The sequence below is a fragment of the Zhengella sedimenti genome, from assembly GCF_046506625.1.
Lineage (GTDB): Bacteria > Pseudomonadota > Alphaproteobacteria > Rhizobiales > Rhizobiaceae > Zhengella > Zhengella sedimenti.
On record NZ_JBKFFP010000002.1, the window covers coordinates 60,218 to 84,638 of the forward strand.

General features: G+C 65.1%; 19 protein-coding genes. 8 read left to right on the forward strand and 11 right to left on the reverse strand.

The window, feature by feature from the left end:
• The first annotated feature begins 32 nt into the window (after window positions 1–32).
• From ACLB6G_RS05960 to ACLB6G_RS05980, 5 genes are all read left to right on the forward strand, one after another.
• Window positions 33–950 carry a histone deacetylase family protein gene (locus tag ACLB6G_RS05960; protein ID WP_410355231.1) on the forward strand — a complete coding sequence of 306 codons (918 nt, stop codon included), beginning with the start codon at window positions 33–35 and terminating at the stop codon, window positions 948–950.
• 105 nt (window positions 951–1,055) lie between these two features.
• The gene (gpt, locus tag ACLB6G_RS05965; RefSeq protein WP_410355232.1) at window positions 1,056–1,553 is read left to right on the forward strand and encodes a xanthine phosphoribosyltransferase; all 498 of its coding nucleotides are present in this window, start codon (window positions 1,056–1,058) and stop codon (window positions 1,551–1,553) included.
• A 204-nt stretch (window positions 1,554–1,757) separates the two neighbouring features.
• A complete protein-coding gene (locus ACLB6G_RS05970) occupies window positions 1,758–2,219 on the forward strand; it encodes an NUDIX hydrolase (RefSeq protein ID WP_410355233.1) in 462 nt (153 codons plus the stop codon).
• Between the two features lie 100 nt (window positions 2,220–2,319).
• On the forward strand, window positions 2,320–3,885 hold the full coding sequence (locus ACLB6G_RS05975; protein WP_410355234.1) for an inorganic phosphate transporter: 1,566 nt from the start codon (window positions 2,320–2,322) through the stop codon (window positions 3,883–3,885).
• Between the two features lie 613 nt (window positions 3,886–4,498).
• A complete protein-coding gene (locus ACLB6G_RS05980; protein ID WP_410355235.1) occupies window positions 4,499–8,272 on the forward strand; it encodes a vitamin B12-dependent ribonucleotide reductase in 3,774 nt (1,257 codons plus the stop codon).
• Window positions 8,273–8,395: 123 nt separating this feature from the next.
• Here ACLB6G_RS05980 and ACLB6G_RS05985 read toward each other — a convergent pair whose 3' ends face one another.
• From ACLB6G_RS05985 to ACLB6G_RS06035, 11 genes are read right to left on the reverse strand one after another with little or no spacing between them, the layout of a single operon-like run.
• Window positions 8,396–9,979: an alpha/beta hydrolase gene (locus ACLB6G_RS05985; RefSeq protein ID WP_410355236.1), complete on the reverse strand. Its 1,584-nt coding sequence runs from the start codon at window positions 9,977–9,979 to the stop codon at window positions 8,396–8,398.
• Window positions 9,980–9,992: 13 nt separating this feature from the next.
• The gene (locus ACLB6G_RS05990; RefSeq protein ID WP_410355237.1) at window positions 9,993–10,700 is read right to left on the reverse strand and encodes an ABC transporter ATP-binding protein; all 708 of its coding nucleotides are present in this window, start codon (window positions 10,698–10,700) and stop codon (window positions 9,993–9,995) included.
• A complete protein-coding gene (locus ACLB6G_RS05995) occupies window positions 10,693–11,472 on the reverse strand; it encodes an ABC transporter ATP-binding protein (RefSeq protein WP_410355238.1) in 780 nt (259 codons plus the stop codon). Before ACLB6G_RS05995 ends, ACLB6G_RS05990 begins: the two co-directional genes overlap by 8 nt.
• Window positions 11,469–12,428, reverse strand: coding sequence for a branched-chain amino acid ABC transporter permease (locus ACLB6G_RS06000; RefSeq protein WP_410355239.1), 960 nt, complete (start codon window positions 12,426–12,428; stop codon window positions 11,469–11,471). The genes ACLB6G_RS05995 and ACLB6G_RS06000 overlap by 4 nt, the downstream gene beginning before the upstream one ends.
• A 2-nt stretch (window positions 12,429–12,430) precedes the next feature.
• On the reverse strand, window positions 12,431–13,306 hold the full coding sequence (locus tag ACLB6G_RS06005; protein ID WP_410355240.1) for a branched-chain amino acid ABC transporter permease: 876 nt from the start codon (window positions 13,304–13,306) through the stop codon (window positions 12,431–12,433).
• Window positions 13,307–13,365: 59 nt separating this feature from the next.
• The gene (locus tag ACLB6G_RS06010; RefSeq protein WP_410355241.1) at window positions 13,366–14,496 is read right to left on the reverse strand and encodes an ABC transporter substrate-binding protein; all 1,131 of its coding nucleotides are present in this window, start codon (window positions 14,494–14,496) and stop codon (window positions 13,366–13,368) included.
• Window positions 14,497–14,544: 48 nt separating this feature from the next.
• Window positions 14,545–15,408: an isocitrate lyase/PEP mutase family protein gene (locus ACLB6G_RS06015; RefSeq protein WP_410355242.1), complete on the reverse strand. Its 864-nt coding sequence runs from the start codon at window positions 15,406–15,408 to the stop codon at window positions 14,545–14,547.
• Between the two features lie 23 nt (window positions 15,409–15,431).
• Window positions 15,432–15,941, reverse strand: a complete 510-nt coding sequence (locus ACLB6G_RS06020) for a LeuD/DmdB family oxidoreductase small subunit (protein ID WP_410355243.1) — start codon at window positions 15,939–15,941, stop codon at window positions 15,432–15,434.
• Between the two features lie 8 nt (window positions 15,942–15,949).
• The gene (locus tag ACLB6G_RS06025; RefSeq protein WP_410355244.1) at window positions 15,950–17,206 is read right to left on the reverse strand and encodes a 3-isopropylmalate dehydratase large subunit; all 1,257 of its coding nucleotides are present in this window, start codon (window positions 17,204–17,206) and stop codon (window positions 15,950–15,952) included.
• 42 nt (window positions 17,207–17,248) lie between these two features.
• A complete protein-coding gene (locus tag ACLB6G_RS06030; protein ID WP_410355245.1) occupies window positions 17,249–18,853 on the reverse strand; it encodes an FAD-binding oxidoreductase in 1,605 nt (534 codons plus the stop codon).
• Between the two features lie 5 nt (window positions 18,854–18,858).
• On the reverse strand, window positions 18,859–19,773 hold the full coding sequence (locus ACLB6G_RS06035; protein WP_410355246.1) for an MBL fold metallo-hydrolase: 915 nt from the start codon (window positions 19,771–19,773) through the stop codon (window positions 18,859–18,861).
• A gap of 221 nt (window positions 19,774–19,994) precedes the next feature.
• Here ACLB6G_RS06035 and ACLB6G_RS06040 point away from each other — a divergent pair, with 221 nt between their 5' ends.
• From ACLB6G_RS06040 to chrA, 3 genes are all read left to right on the forward strand, one after another.
• Window positions 19,995–20,726 carry an IclR family transcriptional regulator gene (locus ACLB6G_RS06040; RefSeq protein WP_410355247.1) on the forward strand — a complete coding sequence of 244 codons (732 nt, stop codon included), beginning with the start codon at window positions 19,995–19,997 and terminating at the stop codon, window positions 20,724–20,726.
• Window positions 20,727–20,963: 237 nt separating this feature from the next.
• The gene (locus ACLB6G_RS06045; protein WP_410355248.1) at window positions 20,964–23,048 is read left to right on the forward strand and encodes a calcium-binding protein; all 2,085 of its coding nucleotides are present in this window, start codon (window positions 20,964–20,966) and stop codon (window positions 23,046–23,048) included.
• Between the two features lie 139 nt (window positions 23,049–23,187).
• Complete coding sequence (chrA, locus tag ACLB6G_RS06050; protein ID WP_410355249.1) at window positions 23,188–24,414, forward strand: chromate efflux transporter; 1,227 nt, start codon at window positions 23,188–23,190, stop codon at window positions 24,412–24,414.
• Window positions 24,415–24,421: the final 7 nt, after the last annotated feature.

Below are 24,421 nucleotides of genomic sequence, written 5' to 3' on the forward strand. Positions count from 1 at the left end.
GTTTTCCCTGTCCGGCCATTGAGGGGGTGGCAATGCTTGGAATGATTTCGCACAACGACTGCCTGCTGCATGATCCGGGGTCGCACCATCCGGATCATGCCGACCGGCTTTACGCCATCAACAACCAGATCATCATGTCGGGCCTCGACTTCGTGCTGCGCCACTACGATGCGCCGCTGGCCACGAAGGAACAGCTTGGCCGCGCGCATGATCCGGCCTATGTCGACCGGGTGTTCGCGATGGCGCCGAGCGAGGGATCGGTGGAGATCGATGGCGACACGGTGATGTCGAAGGACACGCTGCAGGCGGCGCTGAGGGCCGCTGGTGCCGGTGTCATGGGCGTGGACCTCATCATGCGCGGCGTGTCCAATCCCGTCTTCTGCGCCATCCGCCCGCCGGGCCATCACGCCGAATATGCCAAGGCCATGGGATTCTGCCTGTTCGACAACATCGCGGTCGCCGCCGCCCATGCGCTGGAGACCTACGGGCTGGAGCGTGTCGCCATCGTCGATTTCGACGTCCACCACGGCAACGGCACCGAGGACATCTTCAAGGATGACGACCGGGTGCTGTTCTGTTCGTCGTTCCAGCATCCCTTCTATCCCTATACGGGGCACGAATCGGACACGAAAAACCTGGTCGACGTCCCGCTTTCGGCGGGTGCGGACGGCACGGAGTTCCGCCGTCAGATCCGCGAGCACTGGCTGCCGGCGCTTGAGGATTTCCGGCCGCAATTCGTCTTCGTCTCGGCCGGTTTCGACGCCCATGTGCTGGACGACATGTCCGGGCTCAGGCTGACGGAAGCCGATTACGGCTGGATCACGGAGGAACTTTCGGCCATCGCGAAGACACACGCGCAGGGCCGCCTGCTCTCCATGCTGGAAGGCGGCTACGAGCCATCCGCGCTGGCCCGTTCGGTCGTGGCGCACCTCAAGGCCCTGCTCGGCTGATCCCTGGCGGCGACGGCCGGGCAGGTGTTTTGCCGCCTTGCCCGCCGGCCCGCTTTCGGGCTATCTGCCTGTCAAACACCGTTTCACAGCATGACGAGGCCCGGCATGTCGCTGCCCGAAAAAGCCTTTCCCGTTTCCTGGGACCAGTTCCACCGCGATGCCCGGGCGCTGGCCTGGCGTCTGTCGGGCAAGGCCGAGAAATACCATGCCATCGTCTGCATCACCCGGGGCGGTCTCGTGCCCGCGGCGATCATCTCGCGGGAATTGAACATCCGCGTCATCGAGACGGTCTCCATCGCCTCCTATCACGACTATACCGAGCAGGGTGAACTCAAGGTGCTGAAGGACGTGTCGCCGGTCCTGATGGAGAACGAAGGCGAAGGCGTGCTCATCGTCGACGACCTCACCGACACGGGCAAGACGGCCGCGATCGTGCGCGCCATGATGCCGCGCGCCCATTTTGCCACCGTCTACGCCAAGCCCAAGGGCGTGCCGCTGGTCGACACCTTTGTCACCGAGGTGAGCCAGGACACCTGGATCTACTTCCCCTGGGACATGGGATTCACCTACCAGCAGCCGATTTCCGAAGGCCACAAGGGCTGAAACGGCCGGCCGGCCGCTGGCTGATTCGCGATGCCGGCGAGCCGTTTCGCCGACGAAACGGCTGCATTGCCGTCATTTCAAAAACCTTGAATTGTGTTTGTCATCAAAATGTCACCGGAATCGGCGATCAGGTCGTCCTTCGCTGGAAACCTCAGACAAATCGCCTATCTTCGATGCATGATTTCGAACCAGACACGTGTGCGCATGCTTGAGAATGTTCGCCGCATTCTCGGTGGCCCCGAGGCCGTGCTCCAGTCGGCGGCCCTGCCATGGCGCAAGTCGGGCAAGGGCATCGAGGTCATGCTCATCACGAGCCGCGGAACCGGCAGATGGGTGCTGCCCAAGGGCTGGCCCGAAAAGGGCGAGACGCTAAGCGAATCCGCCGTGCGTGAAGCCGCCGAGGAGGCCGGCATCGAGGGACAGGCGGAGGACGACAAGGCGGGCATCTATTTCTACGACAAGGTCCTGCGCAACGGCGTGATCCGGCGTTGCGAGGTGCATGTCTTCCCGCTCCGCGTCCGCAAGCTTGCAAAGACCTGGCCCGAACATGGCCAGAGGGAGCGCAAGTGGTTTGCCCCCGGCAAGGCGGCTGCGCTGGTCGAGGAACAGGATCTGGCCGAGCTGATCGCCGAATTCAGTGGAAAACCCCGCCAGACCACGGCCTGAACTGCCTTTTATGACGGTTTTGTGACAAGCCCCTTGCGGGGAGGCGCACACGCGCGCTAATGCCGCCCGGAACTGCCTCGAACACAGACCGGGAGCCGCCATGGCCGGAGACAAGCCGCCGCTTCGCAAGCATACGCTGGACAAGGATCTCGGCAAGCTCACGCGCATCGAGGAAGCCACCGTAACCCTGTCGCGGGGACTTGTCGCGCCCGGTGTGGCGCTGGCCTTCCTGGCCCTTTCCGCCGTTTTCGCGGCGCTCTATGCGGGGACGGGCGCGGGCGCGCTGACGGTGATCGCGGCGGCGGCGATCGGCGCCTACATGGCGCTCAACATCGGCGCCAACGATGTGGCCAACAATGTCGGCCCCGCCGTGGGCTCCCGCGCCATGACCATGGGCGGCGCGCTGGTGCTGGCAGCGGTTTGCGAAAGCGCGGGCGCCCTGATCGCCGGCGGCGACGTCGTCTCGACCATCTCCAAGGGCATCATCGACCCGGCTACGGTGGCCGACCCCGACATTTTCGTGGCGGCCATGATGGCGGCGCTCATTTCCTCGGCTCTTTGGGTGAACCTCGCGACATGGATCGGCGCGCCGGTATCGACAACCCATTCCGTGGTCGGCGGCGTCATGGGCGCCGGGATCGCGGCGGCAGGCCTCGCGTCGGTCAACTGGCCGACGATGGGCGCCATCGCGGCAAGCTGGGTGATCTCGCCGCTGCTCGGCGGGGTGATCGCGGCCCTGTTCCTTGCCTTCATCAAGGCATTCATCATCTACCAGGACGACAAGATCGCTGCTGCGCGCCGCTGGGTGCCGGTGCTCATCGCCATCATGGCCGGCGCCTTCGCCGCCTACCTGGCGATGAAGGGCCTGAAGAGAATCGTGAACCTGCCCGGTTCCTCCATCCTCTTCCTCGGGCTGGCCTGCGCGGTGATCGTCTGGGCGGTGGTCAATCCGATGATCCGCCAGCAATCGGAAGGCATGGAGAACCGCAACCAGTCGCTGCGCAAGCTGTTCCGCCTGCCGCTGATCTTCTCCGCCGCCCTGCTCTCCTTCGCCCATGGCGCAAACGACGTGGCGAATGCGGTGGGACCGCTGGCCGCCGTGGTGCACACCGCGATGGAAGGCGACGTGGCGGCCAAGGTCGGCATACCGCTCTGGGTCATGGTCATCGGCGCCATCGGCATTTCCATGGGCCTGCTGCTCTACGGCCCGAAGCTCATTCGCATGGTCGGCGAGCAGATCACCAAGCTCAACCCCATGCGCGCCTATTGCGTGGCGCTGTCGGCCGCGATCACCGTCATCATCGCCTCGTGGCTTGGCCTGCCCGTTTCCTCCACCCATATCGCGGTCGGCGCCGTCTTCGGCGTCGGCTTCTTCCGCGAGTGGTACACCGCCAAATCCAAGCGCCGCCGGGCCTACCTGGAACGCAAGCAGGGCCGGCTGAAAGCAGAACGCAAGGCGATGGCCGGCAAGCTGGAGAAGACCTGGGAAGCAGCCGAAGCGCCGTGGGAGGACGAGGAGCCGGCCACGGTGCAGGAGGATGTCCAGCGCCGCCGCCTGGTGCGCCGGACGCATGCCACGACCATCGCCGCCGCATGGGTCATCACGGTGCCGGCCGCCGCCGTCCTCGCCGCCCTGATCTTCACCATCCTGCGTCTGTTCGCCTGAGATCGGCGCGGCCGCCCGAGGGACAGGCACTGGCAGGCGGCGCGTTAACCATGGTCGCGGCGCGGTGGAAAAGTTTGGCCGCCCTCCCCGTTATCCACATGCCCCCACATACAAGATATAGCGTCACACAAGTTTCAAGGAACGAGCGCTTGACCGTCACGGACGAGTCGCTTTTTATGAGACGCAAGTTCGGAGTTCGGGCGTGACCGCGCCATGTCAGGCGCGTTGTCTTCCATCATTTTCCAAGCGTGAGGCAGCCGGGAACATGGGTTTTCCGGGGACGGCACAGCCGTGTCCGGAATGGCGGATTTCCGCGCTGAAAAAATTGGTAAACGCGTCTTTAACACTATATTTAGTGTTTGCGGGAAATCTGGACGCAAGATAGAGTTGGATTCCCTGATCAAGGGAATCACGAAAAATGGGCGGGGGACTTCCGGCAGGCCGAATTCACACGGACAGAGACAGGGGCTGTCCGCAGGTTTCGGGGAGACCGGCCGAGACGAGAACGGCGGATGCCGGGGTCCAGTACCCCGGCATGGCCAGAGAGGCCGGGACGGGCCACAACATGCAGCTTCTCCGGTGCGAGGGCCGGAATACCAAGGGGACCTGACAGATGCGCATTGAACGGCGGTTCACCACGACGGAAGGCGGAGCCTATGGCGGGCTGGAATTCCGCAAGGCCACGAGCGAAATCCGCAATCCCGACGGCTCGGTCGTCTTCCGGCTGGAAGACATCGACGTGCCGGCCCAGTTCTCCCAGGTGGCCGCCGACATCCTGGCGCAGAAGTATTTCCGCAAGGCCGGTGTGCCCGCGCGCCTGAAAAAGGTGGAGGAAAACGACGTCCCCTCCTTCCTGTGGCGCTCGGTCGCCGACGAGGAAGCACTGGCGGAGCTGCCCGAAGACGAGCGCTACGGTTCGGAAACAGATGCGCGCCAGGTCTTCACGCGGCTGGCCGGCACCTGGACCTACTGGGGCTGGAAGGGCGGCTATTTCGCATCGGAAGACGACGCCGCCGCCTTCATGGACGAACTGTCCTACATGCTGGCCGCGCAGATGGTGGCGCCCAACTCGCCGCAGTGGTTCAACACCGGCCTGCACTGGGCCTATGGCATCGACGGACCCGGCCAGGGCCATTTCTATGTCGATCCCTTCACGGGCAAGCTGAAGCAGTCGGATTCGGCCTACGAGCATCCGCAGCCGCACGCCTGCTTCATCCAGTCGGTCAGCGACGATCTCGTCAATGACGGCGGCATCATGGACCTGTGGGTGCGCGAGGCGCGCCTGTTCAAGTACGGCTCCGGCACGGGCTCCAACTTCTCCCACCTGCGCGGCGAAGGCGAGAAGCTGTCGGGCGGCGGCAAGTCGTCGGGCCTGATGAGCTTCCTGAAGATCGGCGACCGGGCCGCCGGCGCCATCAAGTCGGGCGGCACGACGCGGCGCGCGGCCAAGATGGTCGTGGTCGACATCGACCATCCCGACATTGAGGCCTATATCGACTGGAAGGTGAAGGAGGAGCAGAAGGTCGCCGCCCTCGTCACCGGTTCCAAGATCGTCAAGAAGCATCTAGCCGCCATCATGAAGGCCTGCGTCAATTGCGAAGGCCATGACGACGATTGCTACGATCCCAAGCTGAACTCCGCGCTCAAGCGCGCCATCCGGGAAGCCAAGCGCGACCAGGTGCCGGAAAACTACGTCAAGCGCGTGATCCAGTTCGCCCGCCAGGGCTATACCTCCATCGAATTCAAGACCTATGACACGGACTGGGATTCGGAAGCCTATCTGACGGTCTCGGGCCAGAACTCCAACAATTCGGTCTCGCTGAAGGACGACTTCCTGCGCGCCGTGGAGGAGGATGGCGACTGGAACCTCGTCAACCGCATCGACGGCAAGGTGGCGAAGACGCTGAAGGCCCGCGACCTGTGGGAGAAGATCGGCCACGCCGCATGGGCTTCCGCCGATCCCGGCCTGCATTTCAACACCACCATGAACGACTGGCACACCTGCAAGGCGGCCGGCCCGATCCGCGCCTCCAATCCGTGCTCGGAATACATGTTCCTGGATGACACGGCCTGCAACCTGGCCTCGCTGAACCTGCTGCAGTTCAAGGACACCGGGACCGGCCGCGTGCGCATCGGCGACTACGAGCACGCCGTGCGGCTGTGGACCATCGTGCTGGAAATCTCGGTGATGATGGCGCAGTTCCCGTCCAGGCAGATCGCCAAGCTGTCCTATGAATACCGCACGCTGGGCCTCGGCTTCGCCAATATCGGCGGCCTGCTGATGACCTCCGGCATCCCCTATGACAGCCCGGAAGGCCGCGCCATCTGCGGCGCGCTGACTGCGATCATGACCGGCATTTCCTATGCCACCTCGGCGGAAATGGCCGGCGAACTGGGCGCTTTCCCGGCCTACAAGCCGAACCGGGAGCACATGCTGCGCGTCATCCGCAACCATCGCCGCGCCGCCCATGGCCTCGGCGAGGGCTACGAGGATCTGGCGGTCGCGCCGGTACCGCTCGACCATGCCAACTGCCCGGATGCCGCCCTTGTCGAACATGCGACCAAGGCATGGGACAAGGCGCTGGAACTGGGCGAGAAGAACGGTTACCGCAACGCGCAGGCCACCGTGATCGCGCCGACCGGGACGATCGGCCTGGTGATGGACTGCGACACGACGGGCATCGAGCCGGATTTCGCGCTGGTGAAGTTCAAGAAGCTGGCCGGCGGCGGCTATTTCAAGATTATCAACCGCGCCGTTCCGGCCGCGCTGCGCACGCTCGGCTACCCGGAAAGCCAGATCGCCGAGATCGAGGCCTATGCGGTCGGCCACGGCAACCTGAACCAGGCGCCGGGCATCAACCCGGCGACGCTGAAGGCCAAGGGATTCACCGAAGACAAGATCGCGGCGCTGAACACGGCGCTGAAGAGTGCCTTCGACATCAAGTTCGCCTTCAACAAGTGGACGCTGGGCGAGGATTTCTGCCTGCATACGCTGGGCTTCACCAATGAGCAGCTCGACGACTTCTCCTTCGAGATTCTGCCGGCGCTGGGTTTCTCCAGGAAGGAGATCGAGGCGGCCAACATCCATGTCTGCGGCGCCATGACGCTGGAAGGCGCGCCCTTCCTCAAGGAGGAGCACCTGCCGGTGTTCGATTGCGCCAATCCGTGCGGCAAGATCGGCAAGCGCTATCTCTCGGTGGAAAGCCACATCGACATGATGGCGGCGGCCCAGCCCTTCATCTCCGGCGCGATCTCCAAGACGATCAACATGCCGAACGACGCCACCGTCGACGACTGCAAGAGCGCCTATCTGCGCTCCTGGAAGAAGGCGCTGAAGGCCAATGCGCTCTACCGTGACGGCTCCAAGCTGTCGCAGCCGCTCAACGCCTCGCTGATCGAGGACGAGGAGGACGAGGACGACGCGCTGGAGGCCATCGTCGAGGCACCGAAGGCGGCCGCCGCGGCGGCGGTGACCGAGAAGATCGTCGAGCGCATCGTCGAGAAGGTGTCGCGCGAACGCGAGAAGCTGCCGAACCGGCGCAAGGGCTATACCCAGAAGGCCGTGGTCGGCGGGCACAAGGTCTACCTGCGCACCGGCGAATTCGACGACGGGCGGCTCGGCGAGATCTTCATCGACATGCACAAGGAAGGTGCCGCCTTCCGCGCGATGATGAACAATTTCGCCATCGCCATCTCGCTCGGCCTGCAATACGGCGTGCCGCTGGAAGAATATGTGGAGGCCTTCACCTTCACCAAGTTCGAGCCCGCCGGCATGGTCATCGGCAATGACGCGATCAAGAACGCCACGTCGATCCTCGACTACACGTTCCGCGAACTGGCCGTCTCCTATCTCGGCCGGCATGATCTCGCCCATGTCGACACGTCGGACTTCACCAATACGGCACTCGGCAAGGGCATTACCGAGGGCAAGCTGCAACCGGTCTCCAAGGGCCTGACCCGCGGCGCGGCGCTGAAGGTGGTGACGGGAACCGACACACCCAAGGGCGCGGCCGGCGTTCCGGCTCCCAAGGGCTCCGGCCCTGCCCCGGTGCGGGCCGTGTCGGGTTCGGCGGCGGTTGCCGTGGCACCGAAATCCAACGTGCTGGAACTGCGTGAGGAATCGACGGCCTTCAAGCGCGACTACGAGGAGCGCGCGAAGGAATTCGAGGAAGATGTCGAAATGGAGGAACTGTTCTCCGACGACGCCCAGCAGGACGCCGAGACCGCCAAGGCGGAAGCCAGGAAGGTGGAGAGCGACCGGCGCGCCAAGGCCATCATGCAGGGCTATACCGGCAATTCCTGCCCGGAGTGCCAGAACTTCACCATGGTGCGCAACGGCACCTGCGAGAAGTGCGACACCTGCGGCTCCACGTCGGGCTGTAGCTGAGGACTGCTTTCCGGCGCTGCTGGCAGGCAGCGCCGGGGCTTGCAGCGAACACAGAAAAGGCAGGGCCACGGCCCTGCCTTTTTAGTTACGGAGAATGCGGGGCCGGACGGCCCCTTCCCTGCCTCAGCCGTCCCGCGTTTCTGAAAGGAAGGCGCGGTAGAGGTCCATGGTCGCCTCGGCGGCTTCGGGGTCCGGGTCGGGCCACCAGACGGTGGTGGGCGTCTCGCGGATTTCCACCAGTCCCGGCGGCGAGAAATCGCCCGCTTCGTCCAGCGCGTTCTTCAGCATGTCGTTGGGGCCTGCGCAGATCAGCGCCGGGCGCGTCAGCAGTGGCAGGCGGGCGCGGGTGTCATAGGAGAAGGCGGCACGATAGGCGCCGTCATAGGTCTCGCCGCTTTCCAGGATGCCGATGGCGTAGTCATGCAACTGCCAGGCATCCGGCACGCCAAGCTGGCGGGCTGCCTCGCGTTCGACGCGGTACCAGGGCCAGAACATGAACAGGTCGCGCCGCCAGTTCCAGACCAGCGGGATGTGCATGCCCCACTTGTCCGGGCGGATCGGCGGAAAATAATTCTCCAGCAGGTCGGCCTGGAAGTCGGCGGAAATGAACACCGGGCCTTCCATCACCAGACGCCCGACACGCTCCGGCGCCAGCAGCGCCAGTTCGAGCCCGACAAGCGCGCCGGTATGCGAGCCCCAGATGTCGATCTCGTCGATCTCTATCGCGTCGATCAGCGCCAGCATGTCCTCGGCCAGGCTCGCGATGGTGGGCCGCTCGCTCCATTTTCCCGACAGGCCGTTGCCCATGTAGTCGACCGAGAAGGCCTGGCGCCCATCCCGGGCAAGCCCCCTGACGACGGGCGCGAATTGCGACGACGACCCGCCGCCGGTGGGAATGACGAGGACCGGCCGGCCACCTGAACCGGAACGGCGCAGGTGCATCCACCCGCGGCGTGTCGGGATATCCTCGTGCCAGATACGGCCATCGGGGAGGGCCGTGGCCGGATCGGGCACGTCTTGCGGCACCGGGTGGCCGGCCGGCTCCAGCTGCCCGAGGAGGTTCGCCATGTCGGTCGTCCTGATGGCGGCGGGCAGCGGAAGGGACAGGCAAAGGTTCCACAGGGCCGCGAACCGGTCCGGGCGGACAGCGGCAGCCGTGAATGTCTGCGCCAGGCTGGCGGCATCGGGCAGGACATCGCCGGCCGTCGCCGGCTGTCCGGGATTGCCGGCCATCAGCAGATGGCGGTCGCGGATGAAGCTCCACAGGGCCTGGAGGTGGGTCCCGTCCTGCCTCGGCTCGAAGTCCGGCGGCACGATGCCGGCGTGCGCCCAGCCCTGCGCCAGGTCGGTGGCAACGCCGATGACGGAGACCGCCTGCAACCGTTCGCCAAGCATGGCGGCAAGGGGCGCCGACAGGTCGAGGCCGGCAACGGCCGCCACGGGGCGCGTCATCCAGCCCAGCGCCTCGGCCAGCGCGCCGACACAGCCTTGCGCATCCGCCGGATCGATGCCGGACGATCCGCCGATGCCCGGCAGTTCCGGGACCGTGACCCGCCAGCCCGGACAGGTGCGGGCGATGCGTCCCGCAATGCCCTCGGCGGCGTTGATCAGCCCCGGCAGGACGACGAGGTTCTCCCCCTCCCCGGCCTGCCACAGCCGGATCTGCCCGGCTGAAGTCGTGACGTAATGCGGCGTCGGCGCGGTCATGTCATCGCTCCGTTCAGATGCCCAGATAGGCGGTCTTGACCCGGGGGTCGGAGAGGAGAGACGACGCGGAATCCTCCAGCACGACCTTTCCGGTTTCCAGCACATAGCCGCGCCTGGCCAGCCGCAGCGCAAGATCGACGCGCTGCTCGACCAGAAGCACGGTCATGCCCGTCTCGTTGAGGCTGCGGATGGTGTCCTCCAGCAGATCGACCAGGATGGGCGCCAGGCCGAGCGATGGCTCGTCGAGCATCAGGCAGCGCGGATTGGCCATGAGGCCGCGGGCAATGGCCAGCATCTGCTGCTGTCCGCCGGACATGGTGCCGGCCTTCTGGTCGCGCCGCTCCAGCAGGATGGGGAACAACTGGTGCACCCAGTCGACACGTTCCGAAAAGGACAGCCCGCCGCTTCGCGCCCGTGACGCACCGAGTTCGATATGCTCGTAGACCGTCATGTCGGGAAACAGCAGCCGGCCTTCGGGCACCTGCACCACGCCGAGCGCGATGATGTCGTGCGGTTCCATGCGGTCGATCCGCTGGCCATCGAAGGTGATGGTGCCGGATACGGGCCGCAGCATGCCGGAAATGGTCTTGAGCGTCGTTGTCTTGCCGGCGCCGTTCGAGCCGACAAGCGTCACGGCCTCGCCCTCGGCAACGGTGAGCGACAGGTTGTGGATCACCTCGCGCCGGCCATAGCGCACGACGATGTCGCTGATCTCAAGCATTGACGGCCTCCCTTCCGAGATAGACCCGGATGACATCGGGATTGTTGACGACATCTGCGGGCTTGCCGTCGGCGATCTTCTCGCCATGGTCGATCACGGCGACGCGGTCGCACACACCCATCACCACGCGCATGTGGTGCTCGACGAGAAGGATGGAGATGCCGGTGTCGCGGATGCCGCGGATCATGGCGACGAGGCGCTGGCCTTCCTCCGGGTTCATGCCGGCAGCCGGTTCGTCGAGCAGCAGAAGGTCGGGCTTGGCGGCAATGGCGATGGCGATTTCCAGCCGGCGCTGCTCGCCATAGGAGAGCGCCTCGGCATTGGCGTCGGCGCGATGGGCCAGGTCGACGAATTCCAGCGCCTCGATGGCGGCGCGGTCGACGGCTGCCTCCTCGTCGCGCCAGGCGCCGTTGCGCAGGATCGAGCTGATCCATCCCGTTTTCGTGAAGCGGTAGGTCGCCGCGCGCACGTTCTCGATCACCGACAGGGCCGGGAAGAGGCTGGTGATCTGGAAGGTCCGCGTCATGCCGAGCCGCGCCATGCGGTCGGCGCGCATGCCGGTGCAGTCGGTGCCCTTGAAATGCACGGTTCCGGCGGTCGGCGGCATGGAACCGGCGATGACGTTGAAGAAGGTCGTCTTGCCGGCGCCGTTCGGGCCGATGACGCCGAGGATCTCGCCCCGGTTCAGTTCCAGGTCGACATCCTTGACGGCGGTCAGGCCGCCGAAGGCCTTGGTCAGACCGGCGACGGAAAGAATGGATTCTGCGCTCATTCCGCGGCCTCCCGGGGCTTGGTTTCCTCTCCGGTCAAACGGCGCCAGAGGCTGACGATGCCGCCGGGCAGGAAGATGACCGAGGCGGTGAGCAGCGCGGCGAAGATGACGAGGCGAAGGGGGCCGAGCGCGCGCAGCAGTTCCAGAAGGACGACATAGATCAGCGCGCCGATGATCGGCCCGGCGATGGTGCCGCGCCCGCCGACGATGACCATGATGATCAGCGCCGCGACATATTGCAGGCTCATCACGTCGGGCGTGATGACGGTGAGATAATGGGCATAGACGGCGCCGGCCACCCCGGCCACGGCGGTGGCGACCACGAAGCCCAGCAGCTTGATGCGGAAGACGTCGATGCCGAGCGAGGCGGCCAGCGGCGCGTTCTCGCGGGTGGCGATGAAGGCGCGGCCGGTGCGGCTGTTCAGCAGGGCATGGCAGGCATAGGCGAAGGCGATGACGAGAAGGAGCGTCAGGTAGTAGTAACCCCGCGCGCCGGTCAGCGCCACGCCGCCCTCGCCCCACAGGCCCAGCGGCTGGATGTTGGAAATGCCCATCGGCCCGCGCGTCAGGTCCACCCAGTAATTGGTGATGGTGTAAATGATCGAGCCGAAACCCAGCGTCAGGATCGCGAATTGCGGCCCGACGATACGCAGCGAGACATAGCCGATGACGAAGCCGAACATGCCGGCCACGATGGCCGCCAGCACGAGGCCGGGAATGCCGGCAAGGCCGAAATTCATGCCGATCAGGGCCGCGGTATAGGCGCCGATGCCGAAGAAGGCGGCATGGCCGAAGCTCAGTTCGCCGATATAGCCGATGATCACGTTGAGGCTGAGCGCCAGCAGCGAGAACAGCATCCACAGCACCATGAGGTGGTGGAAATAGGTGTTGGCCGTGAGGAACGGGGCGGCCAGCGCCAGCGCGATGACCAGCGGAAGAAAGATCCGGTTCGACATGATCATGTCCTCCGCGCGGTTCCGAACAGGCCCTGGGGGCGCCAGAGCAGGACGATGATGATGATGGCGTAGCCGATCGCCTGGGCGAAGCCGAGCGAGATGTAGCCGCCGGCCAGCGCCTCGATGACGCCGAGCGACAGGCCGCCGATCAGCGCGCCGGGAATGCTGCCGAGGCCACCGAGGATGACGACGATGAAGCCCTTGAGGACGGCCCAGCTTCCCACCGTCGGGAAGATCATGGCGGTCGGGCCGACAAGCGCTCCGGCAAGCGCAGCAAGGCCGCAGGCCAGCACGAAGGTGACCGTGTAGACCTGCCGGATGTTCACACCGGTCAACGCCGCGCCTTCCGGGTTCTGGGCCGTGGCGCGCATCATCTTGCCCATGCGCGAATGGCGGATGAAGAGATTGAGCGCCAGCAGGATGACCGCGCCGACCACGAAGATCAGGACGCGCTGCTGGGTGACGACAAGTTGCCCTGCCTGGACGATGCTGTCGGCAAAGGGGCTGTCGACATATTTCGGGTCGGCGCCGAACACCAGTTCGCCGCCATTGGTCAGCAGGAGCGCCAGCCCGAGGCTGGACAGGAGGATCGTGAACTCATGTTCTCGCCGCAGCGGCCAGAAGAACAGCCGGTTGGCCAGGATGCCGAGCGCGGCGACGGCCAGCGTGGCGACCACGGCCGCCGAAATGTAGTCAAGGCCGAGCAGCTGGGCCGCGAAATAGGTGAAGAAGGCACCCAGCATGTAGAATTCGCCATGCGCGAAATTGATGATGTGCAGCACGCCGAAGACGAGCGTCAGGCCGGTCGCGATGAGCACGTAGGTCATCCCGTTGACCAGGCCGTTGGCGATCTGCTGTGCAAGAACGATATAGTCCACGGGTTCCCCCCAATCCGGTGACGGGCGCGCGCTGCCGCGCGCGCCCCTGTTTCACGGTGTCACTCCTTCACGGAGGTGATCTTCCCGTCCTTGACCTGGACCAGGTAGATGTTCTGCTGGGCCTGGCCGATGTCATCGAAGGTGATGGTGCCAAGCAGCGTATCCCAGGGACGGCTCCTCAGGGTCGCGGCCAGCTTCTCGTAGTCGCGGGCGCTGCCGACCTCGTCCATGGCGCCGGCGATCAGTTCGACGGCCTGCGCGCCGAGCGTGCCGATGAAGGCCGGTTCATTGGAGAACATCTCGCCATACTGCTCGACCCAGGCCTTCAGGCGCTCATTGTCGCTGTCGGGCGCATAGAGCGACACCGAGTAGACGCCTTCAAGCGACCGGCCGGACAGTTCCACCAGCTTCGGGTTCATGTTGCCGGCGGAGGCGATGGTCGTGCCCTGGTAGCCGGTCTGCTTGATCTGGCGGTAGATCGTGGCGCCCTGGGCGGTGTTGATGGCCGAGACGTAGATGGCGTCGGGATTGAGCGCCTTCAGCTTGGTCAGGGCCGTGGTGAAGTCGGTGTCTTCCTTGTTGTAGAACTCGTTGCCGAGCACCTCGATACCGCAGGTGTCGAGCAGCTTGCGGTAGTTCTCCACTTCCAGGCGGCCGTAGTCGTCATTGATGGTGATGAAGGCGATGGTCTTCAGCCCCATCTTGTCGCAGATGAACTTGGAATAGGTATCCGACATCATCGTCGACGTGGCGTTGAGCCGGAAAAGGAGCTTGTGCCCTTCCTTCGTCGTGTTGGGATGCTGGGTGCTGGTCATGATGTTCAGGATGCGGTCGCGGGTGACCTCCTTCATCGTCAGCGCGACGGAGGAGAACCAGCCGCCGACGATGACGTCGACGTCATCCTGCTCGATGGCGCGCTTGGCTGCGCTCACGCCTTCCTCCGGGTTCCCCTTGTCGTCATACTTGACGAGTTCGAGCATGCGCCCGCCAAGAACGCCGCCGTTCTTGTTGATGAGGGCGGCCATCGCCTCCATGCCTTCCACGGCAAGCTGTCCGTCGAAAGCACCGGGACCGGACAAGGGCGCGATGGTACCGATGCGCACCGGCTCCTTGTCCTGGGCGCTGGCCCCGAAAATGCTGGCCGCGAACACGGCGGCCGCGGCAGTCAACAACCATCTGGTCTTCTTCATTTCAAAGTCCTCCCTGTTGAACACGAGTGTAACGTGCCGGTGACGGGTTCACCCGGCGCGAAGGTATTTCAGCTGCAGTTCCTCCACCTCGCCGAAACCGATGAAGTCGATGAATTCGTTGTGGCCCGTGACCGGCCGCGGCAGGTTCTTCGACGAGCGTGTGCGGGCCAGTTGCGCCAGGTTCTCCTGCAGCGCGTGGGCGACCGTCATCAGGGGCACGAGCGGGAAGGTGGCGATGCCGGCCACGCTCTCGATTTCCTCTGGCGACAGGTCCTTCTCCAGCCAGCCCAGCACCTGGAGCGAAAGCGGCACACCGCAGCCCTCGCGCATGGCCCGCAGGCCCTCGATGGAATTGAAGCACTTCGAGATCGGCTGGATGATGTCGGCGCCGGCCTTGGCATAGGCCTTGCCGCGCTCGATCGCCTCGGCATGGTCAACGACGTCGGTGCGCGCGATGATGAGCATGTTGGGGTCCTGGCGGGCGGCGGCGGCGGCCTCGATCTTGGCGATGCCCTCGTCGAGCGGGATGACCTCGACGCCGGCCACGCAGATCGGGCAGCGCTTGGGCGCCACCTGGTCCTCCAGGATCACCGCCGTGACGCCGGCGGCCTCGAATTCGCGCACGGTGCGCATGACGTTGATGGCATTGCCGTAACCGGTGTCGATGTCCGCTATCACCGGCACATCGACCGCGTTGACCACATGCCGGGTGACGGCGAGATTTTCCGACATGGTGTAGAGTTCGGCATCGGGCTGGCCGAGATGGCTCGCCGAAATGCCGAAGCCCGATGTCATGACGGCATCGAAGCCGGCATGCTGGATGAACTTGGCGGAAAGCGCGTCATAGGCGCCGGCTGCCCAGACGGTCTTCTGGGCCGTGGCGCGGGCTTTCAGGTCAGGCTTGCGTGCCATGGGGGTTACCTCTCGTTGGGGCCTCAGCCGGCCGGGTTCATCTTCAGGTACGGGAGCAGGCCGCCGGCTTCGAGCATCATGGCGTCGCTGTGGGCCATAGGCTCGAAGGCGATTTCGGTGCCTTGCGTGTGGTTGCGCACGACGCCCGCCTGCCAGTCCACCTCGATCTCGTCCCAGCGGTTCACCGCAGCGCGGATGCCGGGGCAACTGCATTGCGGGAAGCCCATCGAAATCTCGCCGCGCCAGTAGCCGGGCGAAAAGGATTCGGCGATCACGCCGGCGATGCCGAGATGGCGCAGCGCCTTCATCGGCGGATAGTGCGGGTGGCCATAGCCGAAGTTCCAGCCGCCGACGATCACGTCGCCCTTGCGCACCTGGCTGGCGAAATCCGGATCATAGGACTTCATGGCCAGGCCGGCGAGTTCGTCGAGATCCTGGATCTTGATGTTCTTGACGCCGACGATCTGGTCGACGTCGAAGTCGTCTTCCTCGAAGATGAAGGCAACGCGTCCCTTGAGATTCTGCAACGCCATGGCGGACCTCACAGATACTTGCGGGGGTCGGTGATCCGCCCCTCGATCGCCGAGGCCGCGACGGCAGCGGCATTGCACAGGTAGATCTCGGAATCGGGGCTTCCCATGCGACCCTTCACGTTCAGCGTGCCGGTTGACACCGCGCGCTGGTTCTCGGTCATCGTCGCGATGCGGCCGAAACAGTAGTCGCAGCTTGGCGAGGAAACGAAGGCGCCGGCCTCGACAAGCGTGGAGATGTAGCCGCGCCGCGCGGCCTCGGCCATGATCTCCTGGCTGGTGGGAATGACATGCAGGCTGAAGCCGGTCTTGACCCGCCTGCCCTCAAGGATCTTCGCGGCGATCTCGATGTCTTCCAGCCGGCCGGACGCGCACGAACCGAGATAGCCGGTCTGCACCTCCAGCCCGGCATAGTCGGACAGGTTGCGCGTGTTGGCCGGGGTCGGCGGCACGACGACGATGGGCTCCAGTTCCGACAGGTCGATCTCGTGGACCGCCGCGTAGTTGGCGTCAGGATCGCTGTAGACCGGTTCAAGCTTCTTGCGGGCGCGCGGCAGCGCATAGTCGAGCCGCTTCTGGTCCGGGTTGACGATGGCGGTCAGGGCGCCGGTGAACATCGCCAGGCAGGTGATCGACTGGATGCCTTCCGTCGTCAGGCCTTCCAGGCCGTCGCCGCCCAGTTCCATGACCTGGAAACGGCAGGAGGCCGGGCCGAGTACGCGGACGATGTGATGGAACACGTCGCGTGCCATGACACCGGGCCTGAGCGTGCCGGTGAGGTTCACCCGCACGGTTTCGGGAACCTTGATGGAGACCTTCTCGCGCACGAAGGCTTCCAGCACGTTGCGCCGCATGCCGATGCCGAGCGTGCCATAGGTGCCCAATTGGCTGATATGGCCGTCGAAATGGACGACAAACGCGCCGGGTGTCGCAAAGCCGACCTCGGCGGCCACCTGGTGGCCGATGCCGCGGCGCTCGAACAGTTCGACTCCGTTTTCCGCGCACCACTTGCGGGTGCCCTCGTGCAGTTCCTCTTCCTTGGGCGTGGCGACGGGAACCATGTGGTCGATGAAGATGCCGTAGCGCTCCGGTTCGGCCACCTTGTCGATGCCGAACTCCTCCTTCATCTGCCTGAAGTAGACGTCCGTGTAGCCGGGAAAGTCGTAGGCGAGCACAAAATCGGGCTTCGCCATGATCTCGTCGCCCGCGCGCACGCTGGGCAGGCCGGCGGCCCGCGCCAGGATCTTTTCGGTTATCGTATGACCCATGCCATCTCCTCCCGCCGGCGTCTTCGCGCGCCGGCCGATTGCTTATCGCTCGTGTTCGGAACCGAGCCCGAGCGAGCCCGGATTCATCAGCCCGTCCGGATCGACCGCATCCTTGATCGCCTTCAGGAGCGCCCAGGTTGCAGGTTCCAGCACCGAGCGGAACGGATAGTCGCGGGCGACCTGCCAGTTGACGCCGCCCAGCGAGATATAAAGGTCCTGGGTTGCCGCGCGCAGTTCGGCGACCGCCTCGCGCGCCGCCTCGTTGGCCGGGCGGTCGCGCCAGGGACGGACCACATCCTCGCCGAGGCTTTCGGCATGAAGCGGCGTGATCTCGTCGTTCCAGTAAAAGGCCGGTTCGATGAAGAACTCGCCGCCAACCGTCATCGTCATGACCGAATAGACGATGCCGTGGCGCTCCATTTCCGCCTTGCGTTCGGCGAAGAAGGCATCGTTGGCATCCACCACGCGCTTCCATTCGCCCATCGGGAAAACCGCATGGATCGGGACCCAGCGCTCGCCGTTGAGGCCGAGCATGCCGCGCACCGGGCTGAAGGGTTTCGAACGCATGACCTTCGGCACCGTGTTCTCGATCTCCACGCCATGCGCCGTGCCGATGGCGCGGGCCCGGGCCATGGAGGTCTTCAGTTCGGCCGCGTTACGGGCTTCCAGAACCAGGTGGAGCGTATAGGCATGGTCCTTGAGGAAGGACGCGCCGCCTGCGGCAGCGCGCGCGGCGTCCTTGAGGCCGGACGCGACCGTCTTGCCGCCGCGCACCAAGTTGCCGAGTGTCTTGAGACCATCGGAAATGCGGTTGACCGAGGCCGAGTGCGAGGCTTTCGTCCGGTCGATGCCGAAACCTTCCGACACCAGGCGTTCGCGCGCCAGGCCCACCTGGACGGCGGCCATGTCAGCCATGGTGGGAAACCCGAAGGACAGGTAGTCGACCTCCGCGGGAGCCGGCCACAGGCGCAGCGTCGCGGCGCATTTCAGGCCGAGCGCGCCGTTGTCGCCGAGGAAAAGGCCGGTCATGTCCGGCCCGCCCTCGCGGCTGAAGGGCTTTGCGCCACGCCGCCCGCCCGATCCGGTGCGCACGCGCTCGCCATTGGCGAGGATCACTTCCAGGCCGATCACGGATTCGGCCACGGTGGCATTGAGCGCCGAGCCGAAGAAGGCGCTGTTCTGCGACAGCGCGCCGCCGACGGTCGCATTCACGCCCGACAGCGGGCCCCAGTAGCCGGTCCTCAACCCCGTCTTTTCCAGCGCCGCGTTGACCTGCTCCCAGGTGCAGCCGGCCTCGACGGTGATGTAGAGGTCGTCGGCATTCACCTCGACGACGCGCGCCAGCTTGCGCATATCGAAGACGACAGCGTTCTCGTGGGCGGGAAGGTAGCCCTTCGTGTAGGACATGCCGCCGCCGCGCGGCACGATGGCGATCCCGGCGCGCGTGCAGATGCCGACAGCCACCGCCGCGGCTTGCGCCGTTTCGGGCATGGCCACGCCGAGCGGGCGGATGCCGGGCTGCCAGAACACGTCGTTGGCATAGTAGTCGCGTGTCGCGTCGTCACCCCGGAAGGCACAGTCCGCAAAGGCCGACAGTTCGGCGAGTGCTGCGGAAACGGCATCCGGTTTCAACTGGGCATCGGCCATGGGGTTCATTCCTTCTCGTCTCGGTCTTGCGGCGCAACGGGGATGAAGCGGAAACCGCCATCCGCGCGCCGCGCGATGCGCCCGGCATGCGGCCGGTCGAAATGGGCCGGAAAGATCAGCGCGTTATTGTCGGCGCAGCGCTCCAGCAGGCGCGCCCGCGTCACCGGTGCGACGGTGTTGTCCTCGCAAAGGAAACAGTTGAGATCCGGCTTGAAGACCTGCATCGCCCGGTGCATGCAATCGCCGGTGAAGATGGCCATCTGGCCGTCCGAGACGACTTCCAGCACAAGCTGGCCGCTGGTGTGACCCGGCGCCGCGCGGAAGGTCATGCCCGGACGCAATTCGTCGCCGTCGCCGACCCAGTCGACAAGACCGGCCTCGACCACGGGTTCGATGCTGTCGACGATGACGGGCCGCCCTTCCGGCTGGGCCACCGCCGTCACGCCGCCGGGCTGCCAGTTGGCATATTCGTCGCGGCCGAAGACATAGCGGGCATTGGGAAAGGTCGGCACCCAGCGGCCGTTTTCCAGGCGCGTGTTCCAGCCGGAATGGTCGACATGCATGTGCGTGTTGACGACCACATCGACGTCTTCCGGCTTCACGCCGTGGCGCGCCAGTTCGCCGAGGAAATCCGTGGAAAGCATGTGGAAGCGGCCGAACTTCGGGTCGAGCCGCTCCTTGTCGTTGCCCGTTGCCGTGTCGACCAGGATGATCTCGCCGCCGTGGCGCACGAGCCAGGCATGGATGCTGGCAAAGGTGCTGCCGGTTTCCGGGTCGATCCTGTCGATATCGCGCAGTTCGGGAAAGGTATCGAAAATCGAGGGATCGAAATCCGGGAACTGTTGCGACGGGTGGAAGCCCGGCGAGGAAAACTCCTCGACCCGCTCAATAGTCACGTCTCCCACCTGCCATGCCGGCATGAATTCGTTCCTCCCTGTCCTCGCAGTCAGCTAATCAGCGTCTCCAAAACGTGTCAACAGACAAAATGCATTTCATATCGTGAAATGATATTGACAAATTGCCTTCCCCGGCAATGGATAGTATCTGCGAGAAAAAACGCCCCCGGCCTGGGGCAGCGTGATCGGGAAGACCTGGGGGAGGCATGGAGCAGCAGGAACGAAATTCGGGAAATGTACGCGCGGTGACCCGTGCCGCCGACATCCTGCGGACCTTCAAGAACCAGCCGAAACAATCGCTTGCGGAAGTTTCCTCAGCCGCGGGCCTCGACAAGGGCACGACCCGGCGCCTGCTGCTCACGATGATGCATTCCGGCCTGATCGTGCAGGATCCCGCTTCGCAGCGCTACGGTCTCGGACGGCTGCTGCGGGAACTGGCAGCCAGCGTCGTCGACGATTTCGACCTGCGATCTGTCGCGGTTCCGGAACTGACGGCCATCGCCAACGAGTTGCATCTGACCACTTTCCTGTCGGTATACCGGAACCACTCCGCGCTTTGCCTTGAACGCATCCACGACATGCAGGGCATGGAAGTTCACTGGTGGCCAGTCGGCGGCACCCTGCCGCTGAACTCCGGCGGCGCGCCGAAACTGCTGCTTTCCTATCAGCCGGAGGCCGAGATCGCGCGCGTGTTGTCGGAACCGCTGATGCCGGTCACACCCCATGCGATCACCGACGCCGTGGTCTTCCGGCGCCACCTCGACGAGATCCGCCGCCGCGGCTGGGAATATGCCGAGGACGACGTGGCCCTCGGCCTGGCGGCCCTGGCGGTGCCGGTGATCAATGGCGAGGGCGAAATCGTATGCGCCCTTTCCATGGCGGGCCTGACCCCGCAGATGCGCGGCGACGGCGAACCCCGGCACCTGCGGCGGATGATGGAGACCGCCGCGCGGGTGGCGCGGGCGCTGGCTCTGTGAACCGCGGAACGGAGCGCCGCTGTCCTGCAACGGGATCGTGATCCCGGCCAACGGTCGCTTTCCTCAATTGGGGTGATCACCCCATGCGGCATGACATGACGATACGTTAGTCTCTCCTGAATTGTTGTTTTCCGGACGGTGGTCTTTCCCGGTGCCGGAAACCGCTACCGGCCGCCGATCCGCGTGACAACCGCGCGTCCCGGCCAATCGTCATTTCCGGACGCTGGAGGAACTACCATGGCTGTCACCACGACCTACGCAATGACCACGGTCTTCTCCAACCTGAATGCCAGGTATCCGCCGACCGACAGCCAGATCGATTCCGACATCGCGGTCCTCGCGGACGGAAACGCGGTGATCGTTTGGAGCGACGAGGAATCCACCCCTGGCCGTTTCGAGATCTTCGGACGCATCGTCGACACCACGGGCGCCTATGTCGGAGCAGACTACTTCGGCTGGGGCGGCACCAATGTCATCCATGAAAATCCATCCGTTGCGGCCACGACCGACGGCAATTTCCGCTTTGTCTTTGAATCCGACGCCTACACCGGCACGCCTGACGACATCGTGTTGGTGCAGGGCTACAGCAATTCCACGATCGGCGACTGGGCCTATCGAGGCACGCTTTCGCGGGACAACTTCAACCCGGACATCGCCGCCATTCACAACAACTGGACGGCCGTGACCTTTGTCGCGAACAATGGCGACGGGACCGGCACTGTGCGGCTTGCCATGCAAGTCTCCAACTACATCCTGGTCTACGCCGATGTCGGAACGACGAACGCCATCGAGGATCGCGCATTCGAGCCCAAGATCGCCGCGCTCCTCGATCCGGCGACCGGATCGCCGAACGGTTCGGTTGTCATCACATGGACAGAGGACGGCAACATCAAGGCCCGGATATACAATTCCAGCGGCACGGCCCTGACCGGCGCGATGGATGTTTCGGCGGATCCATCCGATGACCAGACCTATCCGGTGGTCACCGCGCTCGCCGACGGCGGATTTGCCATCGCCTGGATGGACGAGATCTACGGCTCGACCGCCTACACGGAGATCGAGTACCGCATCTACAATGCCGACGGCACGCCGCGAACCGGCGTCATGACGGTGGAAATTCCCACGCCGCGCGCCGACGAACCGGCCATCGCATCGATTTCGGACGGCTACTTCACCATCACCTATGTAACGAACGCCTCGGGCAACGATGATATCGGCGCTGTGACGCTGAGCGCCGAAACCGGTGAGGAAGTGAACCGCTTCACGGTGACGGCCGAGACGGGCAACGACTCGCAGCCGGCCATCGCCAGTGCCGGCGACGGCAGCTTCTATGTTTCCTACACCGACTTCAGCCCCGGCATCCCGGAGAGCATCGTCCAGTATTCCCGCTACCTGCTGAAGACGGTATCGGTCGGAGACGCTGCGAACGACATGATCGCCGCGGACGACCTCGTCAACGAAATCGACGGCGGCGGCGGCATCAACACCGTCAGCTATGCGGATTCGCGCAATGGTGTCACCGTCGATCTGTCGACCGGCACGGGCACGGGCGGCGAGGCGCAGGGCGATACCTATGCCAATATCCAGAACGTCACCGGCTCGGCTTTCGGCGACACGCTGACTGGCGATGCGAACACCAACCAGCTCAGCGGGCTGGACGGCGACGACACCATCGATGGCGGTGGCGGGAACGACACGGTCATCGGCGGCGCAGGCGCAGACACGCTGTCCGGCGGTGCAGGTTTCGACACGCTGAGCTACGCCACGTCCACGGCGGCCGTCCAGGTCTTTCTCGGCGGCAACACGGCGGCCGGCGGCGATGCGGAAGGCGACACGATCTCCGGCTTCGAGAACCTTGTCGGCTCCAATTTCAACGACCGCCTGATCGGTTCGGCGCAGGTCAATCTCCTCGATGGCGGCGCCGGCGACGACGTGCTGCTCGGCAACAATGGCAACGACACGCTGCGCGGGCGGGCCGGACGCGACATCATCATCGGCGGTGGCGACGACGACACGTTCGTCTATCTGTCGCTTTCCGACAGCGGCCTGCTCTATGGCGTGCGCGACCGGATCCAGGACTTCACCGACGGCGAGGACATGTTCGACCTGTCGGCTCTCGACGCCGACAGCGGCACGGCAGGAAACCAGGCTTTCACCTATGTAGGCTCGTTCTTTTCTGGCGCGGCCGGGGAACTGCGCTCCTTCGAGAACGCCGGGCTGACCTTCATCGAGGCCGACGTCGATGGCGACGGCATCGCCGATTTCCGCATCGAACTGCTCGGCACCGGACTTGGCATCGACGCAAGCGACTTCGTCCTTTGACGAACCAGCCGGCCGACGGTTTTCGGTGGCCAGACGGCAGGCCGGGACTGCATGTCATGAGACAAACATGCTAACGGGTTAGCGGTTCGCGGCGCGGCATCAGCCCGCGCCGTGTCTGCAATCAGGGAGCTGTTTCGCAATGCCGGCGACAAGGGGCACTCACGAAGGCGCGCCGGGGCCGCGGGGCCCGGCGGGCGAGGTCTTCGCGGCCTTCCTGAAGCTCGGCCTGACCTCGTTTGGCGGGCCGATCGCCCATCTCGGCTATTTCCGGGATGAATTCGTCGTCCGGCGCAAGTGGATCGACGAGGCGGGCTATGCCGATCTCGTCGCGTTGTGCCAGTTCCTCCCCGGCCCGGCTTCGAGCCAGACAGGCTTCGCGCTCGGCCTCATGCGTGCCGGACCGCTCGGTGCCCTGGCCGCGTTCACCGCCTTCACCCTGCCGTCGGCGGTCCTGCTCGTGCTTTTCGCCATGGGCGCCACGGCTTTAGGCGGTCCCTTGGGGACCGGCCTGCTGCACGGCCTGAAAATCGTCGCCGTCGCGGTCGTCGCGCAGGCAGTGTGGGGCATGGCGCGCAATCTCACGCCCGACCGGGAACGGGCCAGCATCGCGCTTGCCGCCGTGCTGATCGTCGTGCTTTCTGCGAGCGCCACCGGGCAGATCGGGGCCATCGCCTTCGGCGCGCTTGCCGGGCTGGTGTTCTGCCGCAACGGCCGGCCGGATGGAGCGGTGCATCTTTCCTTTCCGGTATCACGTGCGACGGGGGCGGTCCTGCTCGCCCTCTTCTTCCTGCTGCTTGGCCTGTTGCCGCTCATCGCAGCCGTCTCGCAATCACAGGCGATGGCGCTGTTCGACGCCTTCTACCGCTCCGGGGCGCTGGTCTTCGGGGGCGGCCATGTCGTGCTGCCGCTCCTTGAAGCCGAAGCCGTCAAGCCCGGATGGGTGACGGCGGATGCCTTCCTGGCCGGATACGGCGCGGCGCAGGCGGTGCCCGGCCCGCTTTTCACCTTCGCCGCCTATCTCGGTGCGATCTCCGGCCCGGTTCCGAACGGGATTGCCGGTGCGGCAATCGCGCTTGCCGGCATCTTCCTGCCCGGCTTCCTGCTGCTCGCCGGAATGCTACCCTTCTGGAACCGGTTCCGCACCCGGCCGGCGGCGCAGGCGGCCATGCGCGGCGCCAATGCGGCCGTCGTCGGCATTCTTGGCGCAGCGCTTTACGATCCCGTGTGGACAGGCGCGATCCTGCGGCCGGCCGATTTCGCGCTGGCGCTGACAGGCTTCGTGCTGCTCACGGTATGGAAGACGCCGCCGTGGATCGTCGTCATCCTCCTTGCCGCCGCCGGCGCAGGACTTGCCCTTGCCGGATGACCGCCGG